General features: G+C 62.9%; 16 protein-coding genes. 7 read left to right on the top strand and 9 right to left on the bottom strand.

Annotation, left to right across the window (positions count from 1 at the left end; translation table 11 throughout):
• Nucleotides 1-930: 930 nt before the first annotated feature.
• Nucleotides 931-2,487, top strand: coding sequence for a DUF2235 domain-containing protein (locus H2509_RS19760; RefSeq protein ID WP_182168195.1), 1,557 nt, complete (start codon nucleotides 931-933; stop codon nucleotides 2,485-2,487).
• A gap of 18 nt (nucleotides 2,488-2,505) precedes the next feature.
• Here the strand turns inward: H2509_RS19760 and H2509_RS19755 are convergent, their stop codons facing one another.
• The 4 genes from H2509_RS19755 to H2509_RS19740 all read right to left on the bottom strand — a co-directional run bounded on the left by H2509_RS19755 (nucleotide 2,506) and on the right by H2509_RS19740 (nucleotide 7,354).
• Nucleotides 2,506-4,194: an NAD+ synthase gene (locus H2509_RS19755; protein WP_182168194.1), complete on the bottom strand. Its 1,689-nt coding sequence runs from the start codon at nucleotides 4,192-4,194 to the stop codon at nucleotides 2,506-2,508.
• 36 nt (nucleotides 4,195-4,230) lie between these two features.
• On the bottom strand, nucleotides 4,231-4,782 hold the full coding sequence (locus tag H2509_RS19750) for a response regulator (protein WP_182168193.1): 552 nt from the start codon (nucleotides 4,780-4,782) through the stop codon (nucleotides 4,231-4,233).
• Nucleotides 4,783-5,019: 237 nt separating this feature from the next.
• Nucleotides 5,020-5,826, bottom strand: a complete 807-nt coding sequence (locus H2509_RS19745; protein WP_182168192.1) for a DODA-type extradiol aromatic ring-opening family dioxygenase — start codon at nucleotides 5,824-5,826, stop codon at nucleotides 5,020-5,022.
• 148 nt (nucleotides 5,827-5,974) lie between these two features.
• Complete coding sequence (locus tag H2509_RS19740) at nucleotides 5,975-7,354, bottom strand: class II 3-deoxy-7-phosphoheptulonate synthase (RefSeq protein WP_182168191.1); 1,380 nt, start codon at nucleotides 7,352-7,354, stop codon at nucleotides 5,975-5,977.
• A gap of 228 nt (nucleotides 7,355-7,582) precedes the next feature.
• On the opposite strand from H2509_RS19740, the gene H2509_RS19735 reads away from it, so the two are divergent.
• Nucleotides 7,583-7,930, top strand: a complete 348-nt coding sequence (locus H2509_RS19735) for a hypothetical protein (RefSeq protein WP_209002097.1) — start codon at nucleotides 7,583-7,585, stop codon at nucleotides 7,928-7,930.
• A gap of 16 nt (nucleotides 7,931-7,946) precedes the next feature.
• Here H2509_RS19735 and H2509_RS19730 read toward each other — a convergent pair whose 3' ends face one another.
• Nucleotides 7,947-8,549: a gamma-glutamylcyclotransferase family protein gene (locus tag H2509_RS19730; protein ID WP_182168190.1), complete on the bottom strand. Its 603-nt coding sequence runs from the start codon at nucleotides 8,547-8,549 to the stop codon at nucleotides 7,947-7,949.
• A 30-nt stretch (nucleotides 8,550-8,579) separates the two neighbouring features.
• Here H2509_RS19730 and H2509_RS19725 point away from each other — a divergent pair, with 30 nt between their 5' ends.
• Nucleotides 8,580-9,785, top strand: coding sequence for an aminotransferase class V-fold PLP-dependent enzyme (locus H2509_RS19725; protein ID WP_182168189.1), 1,206 nt, complete (start codon nucleotides 8,580-8,582; stop codon nucleotides 9,783-9,785).
• Between the two features lie 38 nt (nucleotides 9,786-9,823).
• Here H2509_RS19725 and gor read toward each other — a convergent pair whose 3' ends face one another.
• From gor to rpiA, 3 genes are all read right to left on the bottom strand, one after another.
• The gene (gor, locus tag H2509_RS19720; RefSeq protein ID WP_182168188.1) at nucleotides 9,824-11,197 is read right to left on the bottom strand and encodes a glutathione-disulfide reductase; all 1,374 of its coding nucleotides are present in this window, start codon (nucleotides 11,195-11,197) and stop codon (nucleotides 9,824-9,826) included.
• A gap of 33 nt (nucleotides 11,198-11,230) precedes the next feature.
• Entirely contained in the window at nucleotides 11,231-11,758 is a 528-nt protein-coding gene (locus tag H2509_RS19715; protein WP_182168187.1) for a DUF2059 domain-containing protein, read from the bottom strand.
• 181 nt (nucleotides 11,759-11,939) lie between these two features.
• Nucleotides 11,940-12,635 (bottom strand): ribose-5-phosphate isomerase RpiA, encoded by a 696-nt coding sequence (gene rpiA / locus H2509_RS19710; RefSeq protein WP_182168186.1) that lies wholly within the window; start codon nucleotides 12,633-12,635, stop codon nucleotides 11,940-11,942.
• Between the two features lie 461 nt (nucleotides 12,636-13,096).
• Here rpiA and H2509_RS19705 point away from each other — a divergent pair, with 461 nt between their 5' ends.
• The 4 genes from H2509_RS19705 to H2509_RS19690 all read left to right on the top strand — a co-directional run bounded on the left by H2509_RS19705 (nucleotide 13,097) and on the right by H2509_RS19690 (nucleotide 17,917).
• The gene (locus H2509_RS19705; RefSeq protein WP_235975127.1) at nucleotides 13,097-14,650 is read left to right on the top strand and encodes a methyl-accepting chemotaxis protein; all 1,554 of its coding nucleotides are present in this window, start codon (nucleotides 13,097-13,099) and stop codon (nucleotides 14,648-14,650) included.
• 154 nt (nucleotides 14,651-14,804) lie between these two features.
• Entirely contained in the window at nucleotides 14,805-16,586 is a 1,782-nt protein-coding gene (locus H2509_RS19700) for a methyl-accepting chemotaxis protein (RefSeq protein ID WP_182168184.1), read from the top strand.
• Nucleotides 16,587-16,650: 64 nt separating this feature from the next.
• Nucleotides 16,651-17,331 carry a phosphoglycolate phosphatase gene (gph, locus tag H2509_RS19695; RefSeq protein WP_235975125.1) on the top strand — a complete coding sequence of 227 codons (681 nt, stop codon included), beginning with the start codon at nucleotides 16,651-16,653 and terminating at the stop codon, nucleotides 17,329-17,331.
• A gap of 52 nt (nucleotides 17,332-17,383) precedes the next feature.
• Nucleotides 17,384-17,917 carry a type VI secretion system-associated protein TagO gene (locus tag H2509_RS19690; protein WP_182168183.1) on the top strand — a complete coding sequence of 178 codons (534 nt, stop codon included), beginning with the start codon at nucleotides 17,384-17,386 and terminating at the stop codon, nucleotides 17,915-17,917.
• A gap of 141 nt (nucleotides 17,918-18,058) precedes the next feature.
• On the opposite strand, the gene H2509_RS19685 is transcribed toward H2509_RS19690, so the two are convergent.
• A complete protein-coding gene (locus H2509_RS19685; protein ID WP_182168182.1) occupies nucleotides 18,059-19,759 on the bottom strand; it encodes a methyl-accepting chemotaxis protein in 1,701 nt (566 codons plus the stop codon).
• Nucleotides 19,760-19,896: the final 137 nt, after the last annotated feature.

Genomic DNA, 19,896 nt, shown 5'->3' with positions numbered 1-19,896 from the left:
CCCAGCCCGGACACCTCTCGGTGCTCCCCCCGGCATAGGGATCACCCCAGCCTACTCGGGGCCGTTACACCCTTTCAGCCAGAGCCGTCACGCCCGAGCGCCCGGCGGAAAAGTGGGCTCCGGTTTTCCGCGAAAAAGGGCGCTCTCCTTTCTCGACGATCAACTTGTCTGCGATCAGATCGAAGATCCGTTCGCAGGTTGATCTCGCTGACATGAACGGTCGGTCCGATCACGGTCCCACGAGCAGCCGGGCGATGGAACAAGGATAAGCGTGCGCCGCAAGGCGGGGATTAGTTTTCGCGAAAGTGCTGGGGAGAGGGGTGGTGCCGCATGGATACGCGGGTCGAGCCCGCGTATGACGAACCGAGGGGCTGCGGCAGAGAAGTAGCCACTGAGGCGGGTGACTACTGGATCCCCGTCTTCACGGGGATGACATCAGAGGATGGGGCAGGCGCCGGTCTCACCTCTTACTCGTCGGATAGGCGCTCTGCCTCTCCCCTCGTCTTCGCCGGGCCTAGACCCGGCGATCCATCGAAAGGCTGCGGCAAGGGGGGATATCGCGTGGATACGCGGGTCGAGCCCGCGTATGACGAGCCGAGGGGACACGGCAGAGAGGCTACTCACTCTGTCATGCTTGCACCAACGCGCCCACAAGCCCTGTCATGCCCACGAAGGTGGGCATCCAGTAGCCGCCAGCTCCGGAGATTTAGCCACTGAGGCGGGTGTCTACTGGATCCCCGTTTTCACGGGGATGACACGGGAGTTTGGGGCAACTTCATCCCGCAATTCTCCACTGCCAAACCGGCTTGACCATGCGCTCGAACGCGCCCGCGAAAAATGCATCGCCCTGACAAATCCGCCGATTGCAGCCCTCCGGCAATCCATGATTTCATTTCCAGATTAGACAATTTTGACGATTGGGGCATTGCGATGAGGAATCTGGTCGTTTGCTGCGACGGAACCTGGAACACCCCCGACATGAAGGATGGCGGCATTCCCGCCCCGACCAATGTCTACAAGATCTGGGGGGCAGTCGCGGATCAGACCGAAAAGGGAAAGGAGCAGCGACGATATTATCATACGGGCGTCGGCACGGATGGCGGCTACCTCTCCCGCATTGCGGGGGGAACCTTCGGAACCGGCCTCAGCAAGAACGTCAAGAGTGCCTACAAGTGGCTGGCGGAAGAATACGAACCGAAGGATCGCATTTTCCTGTTCGGATTCAGCCGGGGCGCCTTCACCGTTCGCAGCCTTGCAGGGATGATTGCCAGATGCGGCCTGGTCGACCTGAAGAAGTCGGCGGAATCGCCGGACGAAGTCTGGGCCTGCGTCGATGCCATCTTCGCCAAATACCGCCGCGAAGCCTATGATGAGAGCGTCGCCGCCGAGGCGGCGTACCACAACGCCAAGAGCGTCGGCGATGCACCCGGCAAGACGGCCGTGCATTTCCTCGGCGTCTGGGACACGGTCGGCGCGCTTGGCGTTCCCGACGACCAGGCGCTGCTCAACCTCGTCGACGATCCGAGACGATATCAGTTCCACGACACCGAGCTCAGCGCGACGGTGAAGACCGCCCGCCATGCAGTCGCGATCGACGAACGGCGGCAGGTCTTCGCCCCCACGCTCTGGTCGAATTGCCACCAGCATGACGACGCCATCGAAATCTGGTTTCCCGGCGTGCATGCGGATGTCGGCGGCGGCTATGCCGCGACCGGCCTGTCCGACATCGCTCTTGCATGGATGATCGAGGAGGCAGAGAAGGCGGGCCTGAAGCTTCGCGACACCGCCAAGCAGCAGATCAAGGGAGATCCGCATGGCGTGCTGCACGATTCCCTTACCGGCATTTTCGCCAGCGACCTGAGCAATATAAGGCCTCGCGCCGTACCGGGCTTCGGCGCGAACGGCCAGAAAGCCAACTTCCATCCGGCGGCGCTGGCGCGGCAGGAAAACCCGCCTCTTGCCCAGCCCGACTACTGGCGCACGATACAGCTTGCGAAGAAGAAATCCGCCGCCCGCGACGTCTTCGCCGGAGAGAAATGGAACTACAGCGGCATCTTCGTGAAGAAGGGCGAGGAATACCGCCTGTCGGCAACCGGCCAGTGGATCGACGGCCTGACCGTCAAATGCGGACCGGGCGGCACCAGCGACGGCGTCTTCCAGCTTGGCGAGATCGCCCATCTTTTGAGTTCCGGCATCGGCAAGCTGGAAACCCTCATCGAGAAGGCAACCGGAAACGGCCACGCCAATATCAAGCTGACCCGCCGGGAGGAAAACCTTCCCTGGTTTTCCCTCGTCGGTGCCGTCGCCAACGGGCGCGGCGTCGACGACAATGGCCACGCCCGGCGCCACCAGATCTTCCTGGTGGGGGAAGGCTGCACCCTCCTGCCGGAAGACGACGGTTATCTCTATTTCTTCGCCAACGACGCCTGGGAGAAATACGAGAACAACCGCGGCAGCGTGAAGGTCGTGATCGAGCGCGTGAAATAGGGGCAGAATCCGCGACCGTCAGCTTCGGTCGCGGAAGCGGTTGGTGATCGGATAGCGCCGGTCGCGGCCGAAATTCTTGCGGGTGATCTTCACGCCCGGCGCCGACTGGCGGCGCTTGTACTCGGCGATGTAGAGCAGGTGTTCGACCCTGTGGATCAGCTCGCGCGAATGGCCCCTCGCCTCGATTTCCGAGACCGCCATCTCGTTCTCGACGAGGCATTCGAGGATGTCGTCGAGTTCCTCGTAGGGCGGCAGGCTGTCCTGGTCGGTCTGCCCTTCCCTCAGTTCGGCCGAAGGCGCCTTGGTCAGGATATTTTCCGGGATCACCACGCCCGCCGGCCCCTTCATGCCATCCGGGCGGTTGGCATTGCGCCACGCCGCCAGGTGATAGACCTGCGTCTTGTAGAGATCCTTGATCGGATTGAAGCCGCCGTTCATGTCGCCGTAGAGCGTCGCGTAGCCGACCGACATTTCCGACTTGTTGCCCGTCGTCACCACCATGTGGCCGAACTTGTTGGAAATCGCCATCAGGATCACGCCGCGCGCGCGCGACTGCAGGTTCTCCTCGGTGACGCCCGCGTCGGTACCGGCAAAGAGCCCGGAAAGCGAGCGCGTGAAGCCGGCCACCGGATCCTCGATCGGCACGACGTCATAGGCAAAGCCGAGACCGGCGGCGCATTGCTGCGCATCCGTCAGGCTTTCCTGCGAGGTGTAGCGGTAGGGCAGCATGACGCCCCGCACCTTCTCCGCCCCCAGCGCATCGACGGCCATGGCGGCGACGACCGCGCTGTCGATGCCCCCCGAAAGCCCCAGCACCACGCCGGGAAACCGGTTCTTCTCGACATAGTCGCGAAGGCCCGTCACGCAGGCGAGCCAGTTGGCCTCGTCCCGGTCCGGCAGCTTCGCGACCTCTCCGCTCACGCAGGTCCAGGTGTCTTCATCGTCCTTCTTCCAGTCGGAGAAGGCGACCTCGGGCGCGAATTGCCGCATCTGGAACGCCAGACGCCGGTCGGCCTGCAACGCGAAGGACGCGCCGTCGAAGACGAGTTCGTCCTGTCCGCCAAGCTGGTTGCAATAGACAAGCGGCAGGCCCGTCTCCACCACCCGCGCGATCATCGTCTGCAGGCGCAGTTCCGCCTTGTCCACGTGATAGGGCGAGCCGTTGGGAACGAGCAGGATTTCCGCGCCCGTTTCCGCCAGGCATTCGCAGACCTCGTCCGTCCAGGCGTCCTCGCACACGGGAATTCCGAGGCGGATGCCGCGGAATCCGACCGGTCCCGGCAGCGGCCCGGCCTGAAAGACGCGCTTTTCATCGAACTCACCGTAATTCGGCAGGTCCACCTTGAAGCGCACACCCTCGATCCGGCCGCCGTCGAGCACGGCGACCGCGTTGTGGAGCTTGTCGTTCTCCCGCCAGGGCAAGCCGATGACCACGCCCGGCCCACCATCGGCGGTATCCGCGGCAAGCTCGTCCAGCGCCCGCCGGCAGGCGGTCACGAAGGCTGGCTTCAGCACCAGGTCCTCCGGCGGATAACCGGCAAGAAAAAGCTCGGAAAAGAAGACGAGATCGGCCCCGCCATCAGCCGCCCTGCGGCGTGCGTCGCGTGCCAGTGCCAGATTGCCGGCGACATCGCCGACCGTCGGATTAAGCTGGGCGACCGCGAGACGGAAGCTGTTTTCGATACGGGCGGAAGGAGCGCTTGTCATGCCAAGCGGTTTATCGCGGCGCCCTTTCCGATGCAATCAGATGAAGACCGCCGAGCCGTCATCCGCCTCGTCCTCCGGCCCGTCCTGTCGCGCCTTGCCGTTACCGCCAGGACCGACGAAGCGCGGACCGCCCGGCATGGATGCACGCGGTACCGGACCGAAATACCCGTCCTTGCGGACGAAAGGCCGGTTCTCGAGCAGGATATATTCCAGCCGCTCATACATCAGCGCCGGCGAAACGGGCTTGGCGAGAAACTCGTGAATGCCGAGCCTCAACGCCTTCAGCACCACGGCCTTGCGGGTATCGGCGCTGAGCATCATCACCGGCGTCATCGCAACTACCGGCTCTTCATCGCCCCTGAGCGCCGCCATGAAATCGGCGCCGTCGCGCGGCGCCATCACCCAGTCGCACAGCACGATGTCCGGCCGCTGGTCGCGGGTAACGGTCATGCCGGACTGACCGTCGGAGGCCTCGTGAATTCTACGGATGCCGAAGCTGTTGAGGATCGTGCGCAGGATGGTGCGCATATGCGCATTGTCGTCGACGACGAGGACGCTCAGGCGGGAAAGGTTCATCGGCGTCGGCATCGCGATGCTGCTTTTCCCCAATAACCATCGCAGCTTGGCGCCGTCCGGCATTTCGGACCCCGGCCTGCTTGCGATCTCCGTCCCCGTTTCCGCATCCCCTTGCGAGCTTCGCCTGTCGCCGATTAGAACTCCCCCAACGGCAGCCGATAGCCCGAATTACCTATCCCACGCCCGGTTCATGGTAAATCCGGAAATGCGCCGAATCTACGAATTCCGAAAAATTTGAAGCAATTTGCGTCAGACTGTTGCGGTCGTGTTGTCGAAGGCAAAGGTATCCATGCGGATGTAGCCTCTGTTCGCGCCACGGAAGAGGCTGCGACCCTGCCATCCCTCGCCCGCCGCGCCCATCGCCACGAAGATCGGCAGCAGATGTTCGTCGGTCGGATGATTGCGCACTGCGTGCGGGGCGAGGCTGCGATAGGAAACCAGCGACGCCTCGTCGCCTTCCTCAACCCTTTCGCCGACCCAGTCGCCGAAAGCGCTCACCCAGTGGGGCACCGGGGCATCCTGCGCCGGCATCTGCCCCTTGCCGAACAACTCGCCGAGATTGTGCGTCAGGGCGCCACTGGCAAAGACCAGCACGTCGTCAGGTACCACCTCCCGCAGCATCCGTCCGAGCTGCAAGTGATGTTCCGGCCCTTCCTTGGGCTGAACGGAAAGCTGCACCACCGGAATATCGGCTTCCGGATAGATCAGCGACAATGGCACCCATGTGCCGTGATCGAAGCCGCGCCGGTGCGCAATCCCCACATCGGCACCACGTTCCGCCAAGCCTTCCACGATGCTTGTAGCAAGCGCCGGTTCGCCCGGCGCGGGATAGGTAATCTCCAAAAGGCGCGGATCGAAATTGCCGAAATCATAGATCGTCTTCGGCGCAGGGTCGCTAACCACCACCGGGAAGTCGGTCTCGAAATGGGCAGAAATCGAAACGATTGCCCTCGGCCTCGGCAAGGTCTTGCCAAGCCCACGCAGGAAATGGTGCTCCGGCGTCTCGATCACCGCGAGGTCGGGGGCGCCGTGCGATACGAACAGGGCTGGCAGCATATCATCTCTCCGGAGCTTCGGGGCCTTACCGGAGAAAATAGTCCGGCCGGCCTCCCGCTTCGAGAGGCCGGCCGGTGAACGGTGCGATCACGGATCAGGTGCTGCCGGCAGCGCTCAGCCCCGCCGGCATTGTGCAGATCGGCAGGGATCAGGCGTTGACGGCCTGCTTGCCGGCCTTCTCGTCGCGTTCCTTCTTCAGGTTCTCGGCGACGAGGAAGGCAAGTTCCAGCGCCTGATCCGAATTCAGGCGCGGATCGCAATGAGTGTGGTAGCGGTCGGCCAGATCTTCCGCCGTCACCGCGCGGGCACCGCCCGTGCATTCGGTGACATTCTTGCCGGTCATCTCGATATGGATGCCGCCGGCATGCGTGCCCTCTGCCCGGTGGACGGCGAAGAAGGCCTCGACCTCCTTGAGGATGCGCTCGAAGGGCCTGGTCTTGTAGCCGTTGGCAGTGATCGTGTTGCCGTGCATGGGATCGCACGACCACACCACTGTCCTGCCTTCCCGCTCCACCGCGCGCACCAGCGCCGGCAGATGCTCGAACACCTTGTCGGCGCCGAAGCGGCAGATCAGCGTCAGCCGGCCCGCCTCGTCGTCGGGGTTGAGGATGTCGATCAGCTTCAGCAACTCGTCCGGCGCCAGCGACGGACCGCATTTCAGGCCGATCGGGTTCTTCACGCCGCGGAAGAATTCCACATGCGCATGGTCGGGCTGACGGGTGCGGTCGCCGATCCAGATCATGTGGCCGGAGGTGGCATACCAGTCGCCGGAGGTGGAATCGACGCGCGTCATCGCCTGCTCGTAGCCGAGCAGCAGCGCTTCGTGGCTGGTGAAGAAGTCGGTCGAACGCAGCTGCGGCGAGTTGTCCGGATCGATGCCGCAGGCGCGCATGAAGGACAGCGCCTCGGAGATCCGGTCGGCCAGCACCTGGTAGCGGTGGCTCTGCGGGCTGTCCTTGACGAAGCCGAGCATCCAGCGGTGCACGTGGTCGAGATTGGCGAAACCGCCCTGCGCGAAGGCCCGCAAGAGGTTCAGCGTCGCCGCCGACTGGCGATAGGCCATCACCTGGCGCTGCGGATCGGGGATCCGGCTTTCCGCCGTGAAGGCGATGTCGTTGACGATATCGCCGCGATAGCTCGGCAATTCGACGCCGTCCTGCTTTTCCATCGGCGCGGAGCGCGGCTTGGCGAACTGGCCGGCGATGCGGCCCACCTTCACCACCGGCTGGGCGCCGGCATAGGTCAGCACCACGGCCATCTGCAGGAAGACGCGGAAAAAGTCGCGGATGTGGTCGGCATGATGTTCGGCGAAGCTTTCGGCGCAGTCGCCGCCCTGAAGCAGGAAGCCGCGGCCGGCCGCGACATCCGCCAGCTGGCTCTTCAGCTTTCGCGCCTCGCCTGCAAAAACGAGCGGCGGAAAGGACGAAAGGCGACGTTCCACGTCAGCCAGAGCCTCCTGATCCGGATAATCCGGCACCTGCACGATCGGCTTCGACCGCCAGGTTTCCGGTGTCCATTTCTCCGCCATTGTCTCAACTCCTGAACAGCGCCGGCTCCAGGTCCTGTGTTTCGTCGGCCGGACGCTTCCTTTGTAAACCCTTGCCTATTTGCAGGACAGGCTTTGCGAACAAGCCCGCGCGCCGCCTTATACACGCCATGCGGCAGGTTGACCATAAGCGGGCTCGCCACGAACGCCAACCTGCCTTCCTTGCCTCGCCCCTCCTTCTGCGCTTTCCTGGAACCGGGAGGAAAGCCGATGGCACGGGCACCGGAGAGCCTTGTGGGGCTGAGTATCGAGTGGACCGGCGTCCATCACTCAAGGGACGGCGATTTCACCGACATCTCCACCCATGTGGTGACCTACGACACCGAAAGCCGATGCCACGTTACGGCGGGCGGAAGACTTGTCGGCGAGGCGGACTACACCTATTGCCGTTTCGACGATCGCATGGGCGTCGTCATCTACCGGCCCGCAATCTACCAGGGCCGCAATGACGTTGTGCTCCACGCGATGTTCGATTTTGCCGAAATGACCGACCGGGCGGTGCTCACGGCCGGTGGCGAGCCTTTCGCCGTTGCCGATGGCCGCATGCGCCTGGTCTGACCGGCCTCCCCTGCATCTAGGGATCGACCCACCTCAGGTCGAGCGCGGCGAGCCGTTCGTCGAAGAGCCCCGTCAGATCAGGCTCCAGCGTCACCGCGCGGGCATAGATCGGTGCATGGCGGTCGGCCAGGATCGGCGCATGCCAGCCGTCCGTCGTCTCCAGGAAGTGGTCAACGCCCGCCTCGCCCCAGATTTCATGAAAGCCGGCCAGCACGCAGTCGAGGTAGCTCTGCAGGATGGGGTGATCCTCGTCGCCCCAGCGATAGTGCTCGGCCTTTGCCCTGTAGAGAAAGACGGCTTCGGGAACGCCCGCGGTTCCATCGTCGGGCCTGAACTGGTGGGAAATGCCGTCTATCCGGTCGTAGCGCGCTTCCCGTTTGTCGAGCGCCGCAAGGCCCGCCGTGGCTTCACTGAGCAGGACGCCCCGTATCGCACATCCCGGCTCCGGGCGCACGGTCAGCGCGCAGGCGCCCCTCCCCGCGCCGTCCGCCTCTGCAGGCCGCCCGACCACCCGCCATTCGCGCCTCCAGCCTTCAAGCCTGCCGGGAAGCGCGACCACATCGCTTGCCAGCGTCGCGCGGTTGACGAGCGAGCCATATCCGAAATAGCTGATCAGCATCCTTTCCTCTTTTCCGCCCGGAGCATGTCCATGTCCGCAAGCGCCGATGCCGGCCGTCCCTTCTCCGCCGACGAGATCGCGGCTCTGCGTGCAGATACTGCAGGCTGCGACATCGTCACCCATTTCAACAATGCCGGCTGCTCGCTGCCGCCTCGCGCCGTTACCACCGCCCTCAAGAACCATATCGACCGGGAAGCCACCATCGGCGGCTACGAAGCGGCGGCCCTCGCCCGGCCGGCAATCGACGATTTCTACCATGCCGTCGCCGATCTGATCGGCGCCACTCCTGCCGAGATCGCCTACGCCGAAAACGCCACCCGCGCCTGGGACATGGGCTTTTACGCCATCCCCTTCACGCCCGGCGACCGGGTGATCACAGGGCGGGCGGAATATGTCTCCAACTACGTCGCCCTGCTCCAGATGAAACAGCGCGCCGGCATCGAGATCGACCTGATCGACGATGACGAAAGCGGACAGATCGACCTGAAGGCGCTGGAGGCGGCCATTGGCCCCAGAACCCGCCTGATCGCGCTGACCCATGTGCCGACCAATGGCGGCCTCGTCAATCCTGCCGAGGAGGTGGGCGAGATCGCCCGCCGGCACGGTCTCCTTTACCTGCTCGACGCCTGCCAGTCCGCCGGCCAGATGCCGCTCGACGTCAACCGGTTAGGCTGCCACATGCTGGCGGTGACTGGCAGAAAATACCTGCGCGGTCCCCGGGGCACCGGCTTCCTCTACGTTTCGAACGCCATCGGCGACCGGCTCGATCCGCCCTTCGCCGAACTCGATTCCACCAACTGGATCGACGAGAACCGTTTCGAATGGCTTCCCGGCGCCAAACGATTCGAGACCTGGGAGCGCAACTATGCCGGCCAGATCGGCCTTGCGACCGCGGTGCGATATGCGCTCGATCTCGGCCTTGATCGCATCGAGCGCCGGGTGAATGGGCTGGCTGGCCTGCTGCGCGACGAGTTGAAGCAGGTTAGTGGCCTTAGAATTCACGATAAAGGCAAGCTCAAATGCGGGATCGTGACCTTCACCAGGGACGGCGAGGACCCCGACGCGACGAGGCAGCGGCTCGCCGCCCGCTCGATCAACGTCTCCGTCTCGCGCGCCTCGTCCTCGCGCATCGACTTCCCGCACCGTGGACTGGACGCGGTCGTGCGCGCCTCCGTCCATGCCTACAATACGGAGGATGAAATCGAGAGGCTGGTCAGGATTCTGAAGGACGGCTGATACAAAAAAGGCGGCTCAAGGCCGCCTTTTTCTTTGAACTATCCGCGGATCCGTTCGCTTGGTTCCCGCATGGTGACGAGTTCTTCCGCCGCCGTCGGATGCACCGCCATGGTGGCGTCGAAATCGGCCTTGGTCGCTCCCATCTTCAACGCGACCCCGACAAGCTGGGCCATTTCGCCCGCGTCGGCCCCCATCACGTGGACACCGAGCACCTTGTCCGTATCGGCGTCGACGATCATTTTCATCAGCATCTTCTCGTCGCGGCCGGACAGCGTGTGCTTCATCGGCCGGAAGGACGAGCGATAGATGTCGAGATTGCGGTATTTCGCCGCCGCTTCTTCCTGGGTCAGGCCGGCGGTGCCGATTTCCGGCTGCGAGAAGACGGCCGTCGGGATCAGGTCGTGATCCGCCATCCAGGTCTTGTTGCCGAAGATCGTATCGGCAAAGGCATGGCCTTCGCGGATCGCCACCGGCGTCAGGTTCACCCGGTCGGTGACGTCGCCGATCGCGTAGATGGACGGCACGTTGGTCCGCGACTGGCCGTCAACGACGATCGCGCCGGTAGCATTGGTTTCCACCCCGGCCTTTTCGAGACCGAGGCCGGCGGTATTCGGACGGCGGCCGATCGCGAACATGATCTTGTCCGCCTCGATCCGCTCGCCCTTAAGGGTCATACCGACGAGCCCGGACGACGTCTTTTCGATCGACGTGAAGATATCTCCGCAAATGACGCGGATGCCCTTCTTCTCCATTTCCTCATGCAGCGTACGCCGAAGGTCCATGTCGAAGCCGCGCAGGATTTCCTCGCCGCGGTAGATCAGCGTCGTCTCGGCCCCCAGGCCGTTGAAGATGCCGGCGAATTCGACGGCGATATAACCGCCGCCGGCAACCACCACCCGCTTCGGGAAATCGGCGAGATGGAAAGCCTCGTTCGAGGTGATCACATGCTCGCCGCCCGGCAGGTCCGCATCCACGTTCGGCGTGCCGCCCACGGCCACCAGGATGTACTTGGCTGTAATCCGCCGGTTGTCGGAAAGACGCAGGACGGTATGGGCGTCCTCGATCACGGCGCGGCTGTCGAATATCTCGACTCCGGACCGCTCGAGGTTGCGGCGGTAAATGCCTTCCAGGCGGGTGATCTCCGCGTCCTTGGCTTCAACCAGCTTTTGCCAGTCGAAGGAACTCTCGCCAACGGTCCAGCCGAATCCTCCAGCATCCTCGAATTCCTCCGCAAAACGGGAGGCGTAGACGAAGAGTTTCTTGGGAACGCAACCACGAATGACGCAGGTGCCGCCGTAGCGGTATTCCTCCGCTATCGCGACCCGCGCCCCATGCGTCGCCGCTATCCTGGCCGCGCGCACGCCGCCAGAACCGCCGCCGATCACAAAAAGATCGTAGTCGAATTCCGCCATTACCGCCTCGTCTTGAATTGGGGGAGCTGCCGGTCAGTCGATGTAGCCGCGCTTTTTCAGCTCATCGCGAACGATCGAGACCATTTCGGCCGAAATCCGGTCGCTCCACTGCTTGCCTGCGCCGACAGAGAGCGCCGTGAGTTCGCCGCCAAGGTCGGAAAACTTCTGCCCGACCGGCGAATTATAAAAGGCCGCGATCTCCTTCAGCTCTTCCTCGCTGAATCGACGCGCCCAGACTTCGTAGACGATCTGGTTCAATTCCGGGCGCTTTTCCACCATGTTCAGCGCAACTTCGTTCACGACTTCGTCAATTTCAGCGCCGGCGCTCGGGTTGCTGCGCACGAAAAGCGTCCTGGTCTGCTCGGCAATGAGCGGCAGGAAATTGTCGTAGGGCGTCAGAACCTTTGCGGCCAGAACCGCCTCCTTGGCCGCCTGCAGGTGGGTTTCGGAAACCGGCTCGGGCTTTTTCTGCTCCTGCGCAAAAGCGCCGGTCGCGAGAACGGCAGCGGAAAGTGCCACGGCGAGGCCGCCGGCGATACGCTTGTAGGCTCGGTTGAACATCAGAATCTCCCTCAAGAACCGTATTGGTCCAGCACTTTGGTATCGATCGAATTCCGGACCTTCAATCGACTCCGATCGAAGGTCGGTTGATCCAGCAGCCGTCGCCCGAAGTTTTGCGAGGATCGACGGCCTATGGTGTGCAAACTCGCTTCCCCGCGCCGGGCCGGCCCGCCCGACCAGCTCAGCGGCGCGGCTCGACCTTTTCGACGCCGGCATCGCCAGCAATATAGGCCGCCGCAGCCAAGCCCAGGAAAAGACCGTGCTCCACGACGCCGGGAATGCGAAGCAACGCATCCGACAACGCGCGGGGCGCGCCTATCTGGCGCAAATCCGCGTCCAAAATATGGTGATGGCCGTCGGTCACATAAGGGCTCGCATCGCCGCCGCGCAGGCTCAGCCTGGGTGTATATCCGAGCTCCTCCAACACTTTGGCAATTGCGCGGCGCGTCGCGCCAAGCCCGAATGGAACGACCTCGATCGGCAGCGGAAAGGCGCCGAGCGTCTCGACCTTCTTGGATGCATCGGCGATCACGATCATGCGCGCCGAAGCGCTTGCAACGATCTTCTCGCGCAAAAGCGCGCCGCCGCCGCCCTTGATCAGGGCCAGCTCGGAATCAAGCTCGTCGGCCCCATCCACGGTGAGGTCGAGTTCGGGCAATTCCTCGAGCGTCGCCAGCCGGATACCTTCCGACCGCGCCAGCGCCGCGGTTCGCTCCGAGGTCGGGACGCCGACCACGTCGAGGCCAGCTCTCACTCGCGGCCCGAGCAGGCGGACGAAATGCTCGGCAGTGGACCCCGTCCCGAGGCCAAGCCGCATTCCGCCTTTCACCTCTTCAAGGGCAGCGGCCGCCGCCTTCGCCTTCATCTGGTCGCTCATAAACCCGCCTATTTCCCAATCCGATCCGATCCGCACCGGCCCGAGCTGGCGCGCGGGCGCGGTTTAGCATGGCGCAGGCGCAAGGCAAAGCGGCGGCGCCAATCCGGGTCCGGAACGTGGAGGGAGGATACGCAAATATTCATATAATGAGAGATGTTAACTATGCTTTTAGCCCGATGAACTTAAAGTACGCCATCAACAACTACCATTCGCGGCTAGCGGGAGCCCGATACATGCGCTTTTTCGGAAAATCAAAACCTTCCGCAACGATCGAAGCGGCAATAGTTTCTCAAGAATCAAATACTTCCCTTACGACATCTATAGAATTGAGTTCCCCTGAAAGCACCAGATCGGCTTCGGATTTCTCCAATACGCTGGATCTGATTGAGTCGGATTTGCGGGCGGCAGCGCGCAATATCGCGTCCGGCGCCGATGGACTGCGCGACCGCATCGAAGAACAGATGCAGAAATTGACGGAAATTCGCGGCGATACGCAGACGCTCAGATCGGAGGCCGAAGCGGCGAACGAGAACGCGAACAGCCTCGCCGAAGCCATCGAGGAACTTGCAACCGCCAGCACAGAGATCGACACCCAGGTCAAACAGTCGAGCCAGCTTGCGGAGGAAGCCCGCACGGTTGCCGATACGGCAAACGCCGGAATCCATGAATTGAAAGGCGCAATTGACGACATTGTGAACGTGGTCCGGCTTATTTCCGATGTGGCCAAGCAGACCAACCTGCTGGCGCTCAATGCCACGATCGAAGCCGCCCGCGCGGGAGAGGCAGGCAAGGGCTTCGCGGTGGTCGCCAATGAAGTGAAGTCGCTTTCGGTCGAGACCCAGAAAGCGACGGACGTGATCGTCGCCAATATCGAACGGCTTCAACATTCGGCCGAGGGCAGCATCCTGGCCGTGGATCGCATCATCAATGTGATCGGCGATATCCGGCCGAATTTTGCCGCCGTTGCCGATAGCGTCCGCCAGCAGGTCGCAGCTACCCAGGAAATCGGCATGACCGCGCGGCAAACCGCGGATTTCGTGCGGGAGGTCGCCGGCAAGGTCGATGCCATAGCCACGGCGACAGACCAGGCCGAAAAAGCCGGATCGGCAGCAGCCGGAGCAAGCGACGGCATGACGGAAATGAGTGCCGCACTCAATCGTCGTTTCACGATGATGATCCGGCAGAGTTCGGCCGGAGACCGGCGACAGCACGACCGCTATCCGATCGAGATCGCCGCAACCCTGAAGATCGGCCAGACCACGATCGGCGCCAAGACACGCGATCTGTCGGAAGGCGGTGTACTGCTTGTGCCGGACAGTGAAACGAGCCTGCAGCCCCCTGCCAGCGGCGAACTGGAGCTTGCCCGCATCGGCCGCATGCGCGTGCGTGTGGTCGGCCGGTCGGACAACGGGTTGCATTGCGCGTTCGAACACCTGGAGGAAAGCGTCGACAGCGCGGTCAGGCGCATCATCGCGGGCGTGCGCAGCGATGCCGAGCAGAAAATCCAACTGGCAACAGAAACGGCAGCCAGGGTTTCGCTCGCCATGGCGGACGCAATCAAGACCCGCCGCCTAACGCTCGCCGATCTGTTCGACACCGACTATCGACCGATTGCCGGCACCAACCCGATCCAGGTCGAAAATCGCGCGTTGAAGGTACTCGACGAAATCCTGCCTCCCATCCAGGAGGAAGTGCTGGCCGGCGCCGCGCGATCCGGCATGACCTTTTGCGCCAGTGTCGATCGCAACGGCTACCTGCCCGTCCACAATCTGGTCTATTCCAAACCGCAGCGGCCGGACGATCCGGTCTGGAACGCTGCCAATTGCCGCAATCGCCGCATCTTCGACGACCGGGCCGGACTTTCCGCCGCGCGCAACACCCGCCCCTTCCTGCTGCAAACCTATCCCAGAGACATGGGCAACGGGCAGATTATCTGGATGAGCGAGGTCGATGCGCCGATCCTCGTAGACGGCCGCCATTGGGGCGGATTCCGCACGGCCTATCGTCTTTCGTAATTTCCCGAAGCTGCCTGCCCAGTCTTCGCGGGGGCAGGCAGCACGATCTTTATTATATGAATTTTCTAATATCTCATGTGAATTAACCTAAGATTCAGTCAACTTGCCAATTATCCCTACGATACGGTCAAATTTTCGGGATCGAGGTAGGTAAATGCGCTTCTTTGCCGGCAGAAAGCAGATACAGACGGAATTGGCAGTCACACAGCCAGCCGAGATCGAAAACGATCCCGTGACGAATTGCGACAGCAAGCTCGCTGGCACCGCCGACCTTGCGGGGCAGATGGAGCAAACCTTCGATCTGATGGAGGACGATCTGCGGGCGGCGGCCCGGGGAATCGCTTCCGGGGCCACCGGTTTGCGGGGCAGGATCGGCGAGCAGTTCGAGCGCCTTGCCGAAATACGGCAGGAATCGCTGAGGCTGCGCACGGAATCCGACGCCACCAACGAAAACGCCAAGGGACTGGCCGAGGCGATCAACGAGCTTGCGACGGCGAGCAACGAGATCGATGCGCAGGTGAGCCAGTCAAGCGCGCTTGCCGACGAAGCCCGTTCGATCGCCGATACGGCGAGTGCCGGTATTCGCGAACTGAAGGATGCCGTCGACGATATCGCGAATGTCGTCCGGCTCATTTCCGACGTTGCGAAACAGACCAACCTGCTTGCCCTGAACGCCACAATCGAGGCCGCGCGCGCGGGCGAAGCGGGCAAAGGGTTCGCTGTCGTCGCCGGCGAAGTAAAGGCGCTCTCCGTGGAAACGCAACGAGCGACCGATGTCATCGTCGCGAATATCGACCGCCTGCAAAGCTCCGCCGAAACGAGCATCCAGGCGGTCGACCGCATCATTCAGGTCATTGGCGAAATCCGGCCCAACTTCGCCGTCGTCGTCGAGAGCGTGCAAAACCAGGTCGCCTCAACCCACGAAATCGGCGCGGCAGCCCACCGGACCGCCGATTTCGTGAATGCGGTCGTCGACAAGGTCGACACCATCGTGAACGCGACCGATCTGGCCGAACAGGCAGGCTCCGCCGCCAACAAGGCGAGCGACGAAATGGCGGCCCTGAGCGCCGACCTGAACCGCCGCTTCACGATGATGATCCGCCAGAGCGCGCTTGGAAACCGCCGCAAGCACGACCGCTATCCGATCGAACGTTCGGCCGAGCTGACCGTCAACGGAGAGCGGATTTCCGCCAAGACGCGGGATATTTCCGCCGGCGGAGCCCTGCTCATTCCAGCGGGCGAAACAAAAGCCTCCGCCGGCGCAAGAGGCCATGTCGATATATCCGGTATCGGGCGGCTTGAAGTGCGCATCGCCAATCGCTCCCATCACGGACTGCATTGCAGTTTCGAAAACATGGGAGACGCGGAAAATGCCGCCGTCCAGAAGGTGATTGCCGGCATCATCAGCGAAGCCCAGTGGAAGATAGAGGTCGCGCAGGACGGAGCCGCCCGTATCGGCAAGGCGATGGAAAAGGCGCTCGCCAGCCGCATGATCACGCTGGAAGCGCTGTTTGACACGGAATATTGCGAAATCCCCGGCACCGACCCCATGCAATACCAGACCCGCGCCATGAAGGTGCTGGAAGAGATCATCCCGCCGATCCAGGAGGAAATCCTCGCCAAATACGCCTCATCGGGAATGATCTTCTGCGTTTCGCTGGATCGAAACGCCTTCCTGTCCGTCCACAACAAGGCATTCTCCCAGCCGCAACGGCCGAACGATCCGCTCTGGAACGCCGCGCACAGCCGGCACCGGCGCTTCTACAACGACACCGCCGGCCTGACCGCGGTCCGCAATACCCGCCCGTTCCTGCTGCAGGCCTGGCCACGCGACATGGGCGGCGGCAAGATCGTCTGGATGAGCGAGGCCGACGCCCCGATCTTCGTCAACGGTCGCCACTATGGCGGCTTCCGGACAGCCTACAATCTGGGCTAAGCCTCTTCTTGCGAGGCGGGCGGAAAGCGTATAGCCCTTCCGCCCAAATCCAGGAGGAACCCGCTTGACCAGTCCCGTTCTCGTCTTCGATCTCGATGGCACCCTCGTCGAAACCATGGGTGACCTGACAGCCAGCCTGAATTTCGCCCTGCAAGGCGCAGGCTACAATGCCATCGATCCCGAGCGGGTGCGCACGATGGTCGGCCATGGCGCCCGCTCCCTGCTGCAGCGCGGTCTGGCGGCAAATGGCGTCGAAGCCGATGCGGAGCTGATCGAGCCCCTTTACGAGCGTCTCGTGGAGTATTACGCGGCAAATATCGCCGTTCAAAGCCATGCCTTCCCAGGTGTCATTGCCGCGCTCGAGCGTTTCCGCGACACGGGCTGGAAAACGGCAATCTGCACCAACAAGATCGAGGGCCTCGCCCGACCCCTGATCGAGACCCTCGGCATGTCGCACCTCTTCGACGCGATTGTCGGCGGCGACACGTTCGAGAAGCCGAAGCCGGATGCGATGCCGGTCCTTGGCGCCATCGAACAGGCGGGCGGCACGGCCGCAGGCTCGGTGATGGTGGGCGATTCCCAGACGGATATCGACGCCGCGCGCGCCGCCGGGATCCCGGTCGTCGCGGTTACGTTCGGCTATACGCCGGTGCCGGTCAGCGAGCTTTCCCCAGACCGGATCATCTCCCATTTCGACGACCTGTGGCCGGCGGTGGAAAGCCTTCGGGCGGCGGTCGCGAGCTGAAACGCGCTGCCCGCCTCGCTGCGGCGACGACGGCCGAACCTCGAGGAAGACGATGATGCGGCTTCCCGTCTTCGCACTCGTTACCGTATTGACGTGCGGCCATCCTGCGGCCGCCCAGACGATAGAGCCGGCCCAACGCGGCTGGCTCGTGCGCGAAGAGGGCTCGGCGCAGGACGGCTCGGCCACCATCACGCTGCAGCGGTCGTCCCGGGGAAAATTCCACAACGAATATTTCGACGACTGGAAATTCGCGGAAATCAATATCCGCTGTTTTCGCGGCCACACGTCGCTGTGGTTCCATTTCGTCGACGAATTCATGGAAGGCAGGGAATTCGGCCTCATCCGCTACAGCCTGGACGGACAGGCGATCGGAACCTGGCAGTTCGAGGCTTCGCCCAGCAACAAATATCTGGGCCTATGGGAAGAGCGCAGCGCCCTGCCCGTTCTCGAGGAAATCCTGAAGGCGGGCAGCCTTGCGATCGAAGTCACGCCCAACCGTAACCGGGCACGCAGCATAAAGGTCGCGTTCGACGTTTCCGAACTCGCCGAAGAGATTGAACCGCTTCGCGAAGCCTGCGGATGGTGACGGTGACGGCGCGCGAAACCGGACGCGCCGCCCGTTTCAGCGCGGGACCTCGCCGCAAAGACAGTCCCGTCTTCGCGGCAAGTGCTTCATGTCAGTGCGCCTCCCGCAGATGAGGAGTCGATTGCGCAATCGGAAATCACGCTAAGCCGCACGAACCCGGTTGAGGAACTCTTCAACCTGCGTGCGAAGGATTTGTGCGTTCTCGGACATCTCCTCGGCAACGCCGAGGACCTCCTGCGCCGCGCCCCCGGTTTCCGAGGCAGCCTGCGCCACGACACTGATCGTCTCGCCGACCTCTTCCGTTCCCCTCGCCGCCTGTTGAGTGCTTGCGGCGATTTCCTGGGTCGCAAGGCCCTGCTCGTTGACGGCGGCCGTGATGGTGTCGGAAATCAGTTTAATCCGGCCGATCGTGCCGCTGATTGCCTTGATCGCATCGACTGCATGCCCGGTCGCAGCCTGCATGCCGGCGATCTGGCCGCTGATGTCCTCGGTGGCCTTGGCGGTCTGGGTCGCGAGGTTCTTGACCTCGGATGCCACGACGGCGAAGCCCTTGCCGGCCTCTCCCGCGCGCGCGGCCTCGATTGTGGCGTTCAGCGCCAACAGGTTGGTCTGCTCGGCAATGCCACGGATCAGGTCGATCACTTCGCCGATCCTGGCGGCGGCTTCGGCCAATCCCTTGACCGAGTCGTTCGAGCGCACAGCTTCGGCATTCGCCTGGTTGGACACTTCGGCAGCTTCCCTGACCTGACGATTGATCTCGCCAATGGAAGCCGCCATTTCCTCCGCTGCGGATGCGGCGGTCTGCACGTTGTTCGACGCGTTTCCGGCGGCCGTGGCCACCTCGGCAGCACGTTCGCGGGTCGACTCCGCCACAGCGGACATCGACCGGGCCGTGCCTTGCATCCTGGAAGACGACGAAGCGACGGTCTCGACGATCCCGACGAATCGCGCCTCGAAGTCATTGGCGAGCGCATTCATGCTCGCGCGCTTCGCTTCCGTCTCGCGTCTCTCGTGGTCGACCTTTTCTTCCTCCATGCGCTGCATGTCCGTTATGTTCCGGCGGAACACGGCGAGCGCCTGAGCCATCTTGCCGATTTCGTCGCGGCGCGCCGTGTCAGGCACTTCAACGGCCGTGTCGCCCGCGGCCAGTGCTGTCATCGACCCGATCATCTGCACAACCGGCCGCGATATCATCCGGGAGACCAGCCAATTGATCAGGATGCCGACCACGGCGACGACCGTGACGATGATCAGGAGCAACCGCTCCGCTTCCCCGACCCCCTCCAACGTGGCCAAGGTGGCCTCACCGCGCAGGCGGTCGACCGCCTGATTGAGGGCAGCGACATCCTTTTCAAGCACACGGAAGCGCTCGACCGTGGTGTTGAGTGTGATATTCGCGACCGTGACGTCGATGATCGCCATGTCGGATGTGGAGAGCGCTGCATCCTGGAACTGGCGGGCGTGCTCTATCGCTTCCTGCTGGAGGGCGAGCAATTCGTCATTGCCAAGGGCACTGAGATCGAGCGCCTCGAACTTCGTGACCACCGATTTCAGTTCGGCGTTCGCTTCTTCGAGCAGCGCATTGATCCGGGTGGCGTCGGAATCGTTCGCGACGATGTTCATGAGCGCATAGAGCGCCAGCTGCCCTGACGAAAGGGTATCCTTGACATCGGCCATATCGGCGAAGGCCTTGATCTGAACGTTGTTCAGCGTATCCAGGGCCACTTTCTGCTGATTAACTGTAATCAGGGAAATGGCCGACACGAGCCCCAATCCGACCAGCAGGAAGATTGGGGCGACAAACATCTTCTTTGCCAAAGCCAGGCTGGCGAACCATTTCATGAGCGGTCTCCGCGTACGAAAAGACAATCCGGAGGGGACGACGGCAATGTCCGAAAGCACGGGGCTGCCGGATTGCCGCGGGGGGCGATCTGTGGCCACTCAGACGAACTCGAACAGGTACGATTCGTTCCCGGTGG

It is taken from the genome of Stappia albiluteola (genome assembly GCF_014050225.1).
Classification (GTDB): domain Bacteria; phylum Pseudomonadota; class Alphaproteobacteria; order Rhizobiales; family Stappiaceae; genus Hongsoonwoonella; species Hongsoonwoonella albiluteola.
The sequence above is the reverse complement of the archived record's forward strand: the minus strand, read 5'-3'. Positions and strand labels throughout refer to the sequence as shown.

Coding starts and splice junctions, on each gene's coding strand:
- H2509_RS19685 (WP_182168182.1), bottom strand. CDS start 19,759: ATGAAATGGTTCGCCAGCCTGGCTTTGGCAAAGAAGATGTTTGTCGCC.
- H2509_RS19735 (WP_209002097.1), top strand. CDS start 7,583: ATGGCACGGGCACCGGAGAGCCTTGTGGGGCTGAGTATCGAGTGGACC.
- H2509_RS19740 (WP_182168191.1), bottom strand. CDS start 7,354: ATGGCGGAGAAATGGACACCGGAAACCTGGCGGTCGAAGCCGATCGTG.
- H2509_RS19725 (WP_182168189.1), top strand. CDS start 8,580: ATGTCCGCAAGCGCCGATGCCGGCCGTCCCTTCTCCGCCGACGAGATC.
- rpiA (WP_182168186.1), bottom strand. CDS start 12,635: ATGAGCGACCAGATGAAGGCGAAGGCGGCGGCCGCTGCCCTTGAAGAG.
- H2509_RS19715 (WP_182168187.1), bottom strand. CDS start 11,758: ATGTTCAACCGAGCCTACAAGCGTATCGCCGGCGGCCTCGCCGTGGCA.
- H2509_RS19690 (WP_182168183.1), top strand. CDS start 17,384: ATGATGCGGCTTCCCGTCTTCGCACTCGTTACCGTATTGACGTGCGGC.
- gor (WP_182168188.1), bottom strand. CDS start 11,197: ATGGCGGAATTCGACTACGATCTTTTTGTGATCGGCGGCGGTTCTGGC.
- H2509_RS19705 (WP_235975127.1), top strand. CDS start 13,097: ATGCAGAAATTGACGGAAATTCGCGGCGATACGCAGACGCTCAGATCG.
- H2509_RS19745 (WP_182168192.1), bottom strand. CDS start 5,826: ATGCTGCCAGCCCTGTTCGTATCGCACGGCGCCCCCGACCTCGCGGTG.
- H2509_RS19750 (WP_182168193.1), bottom strand. CDS start 4,782: ATGCCGACGCCGATGAACCTTTCCCGCCTGAGCGTCCTCGTCGTCGAC.
- H2509_RS19730 (WP_182168190.1), bottom strand. CDS start 8,549: ATGCTGATCAGCTATTTCGGATATGGCTCGCTCGTCAACCGCGCGACG.
- H2509_RS19755 (WP_182168194.1), bottom strand. CDS start 4,194: ATGACAAGCGCTCCTTCCGCCCGTATCGAAAACAGCTTCCGTCTCGCG.
- H2509_RS19760 (WP_182168195.1), top strand. CDS start 931: ATGAGGAATCTGGTCGTTTGCTGCGACGGAACCTGGAACACCCCCGAC.
- H2509_RS19700 (WP_182168184.1), top strand. CDS start 14,805: ATGCGCTTCTTTGCCGGCAGAAAGCAGATACAGACGGAATTGGCAGTC.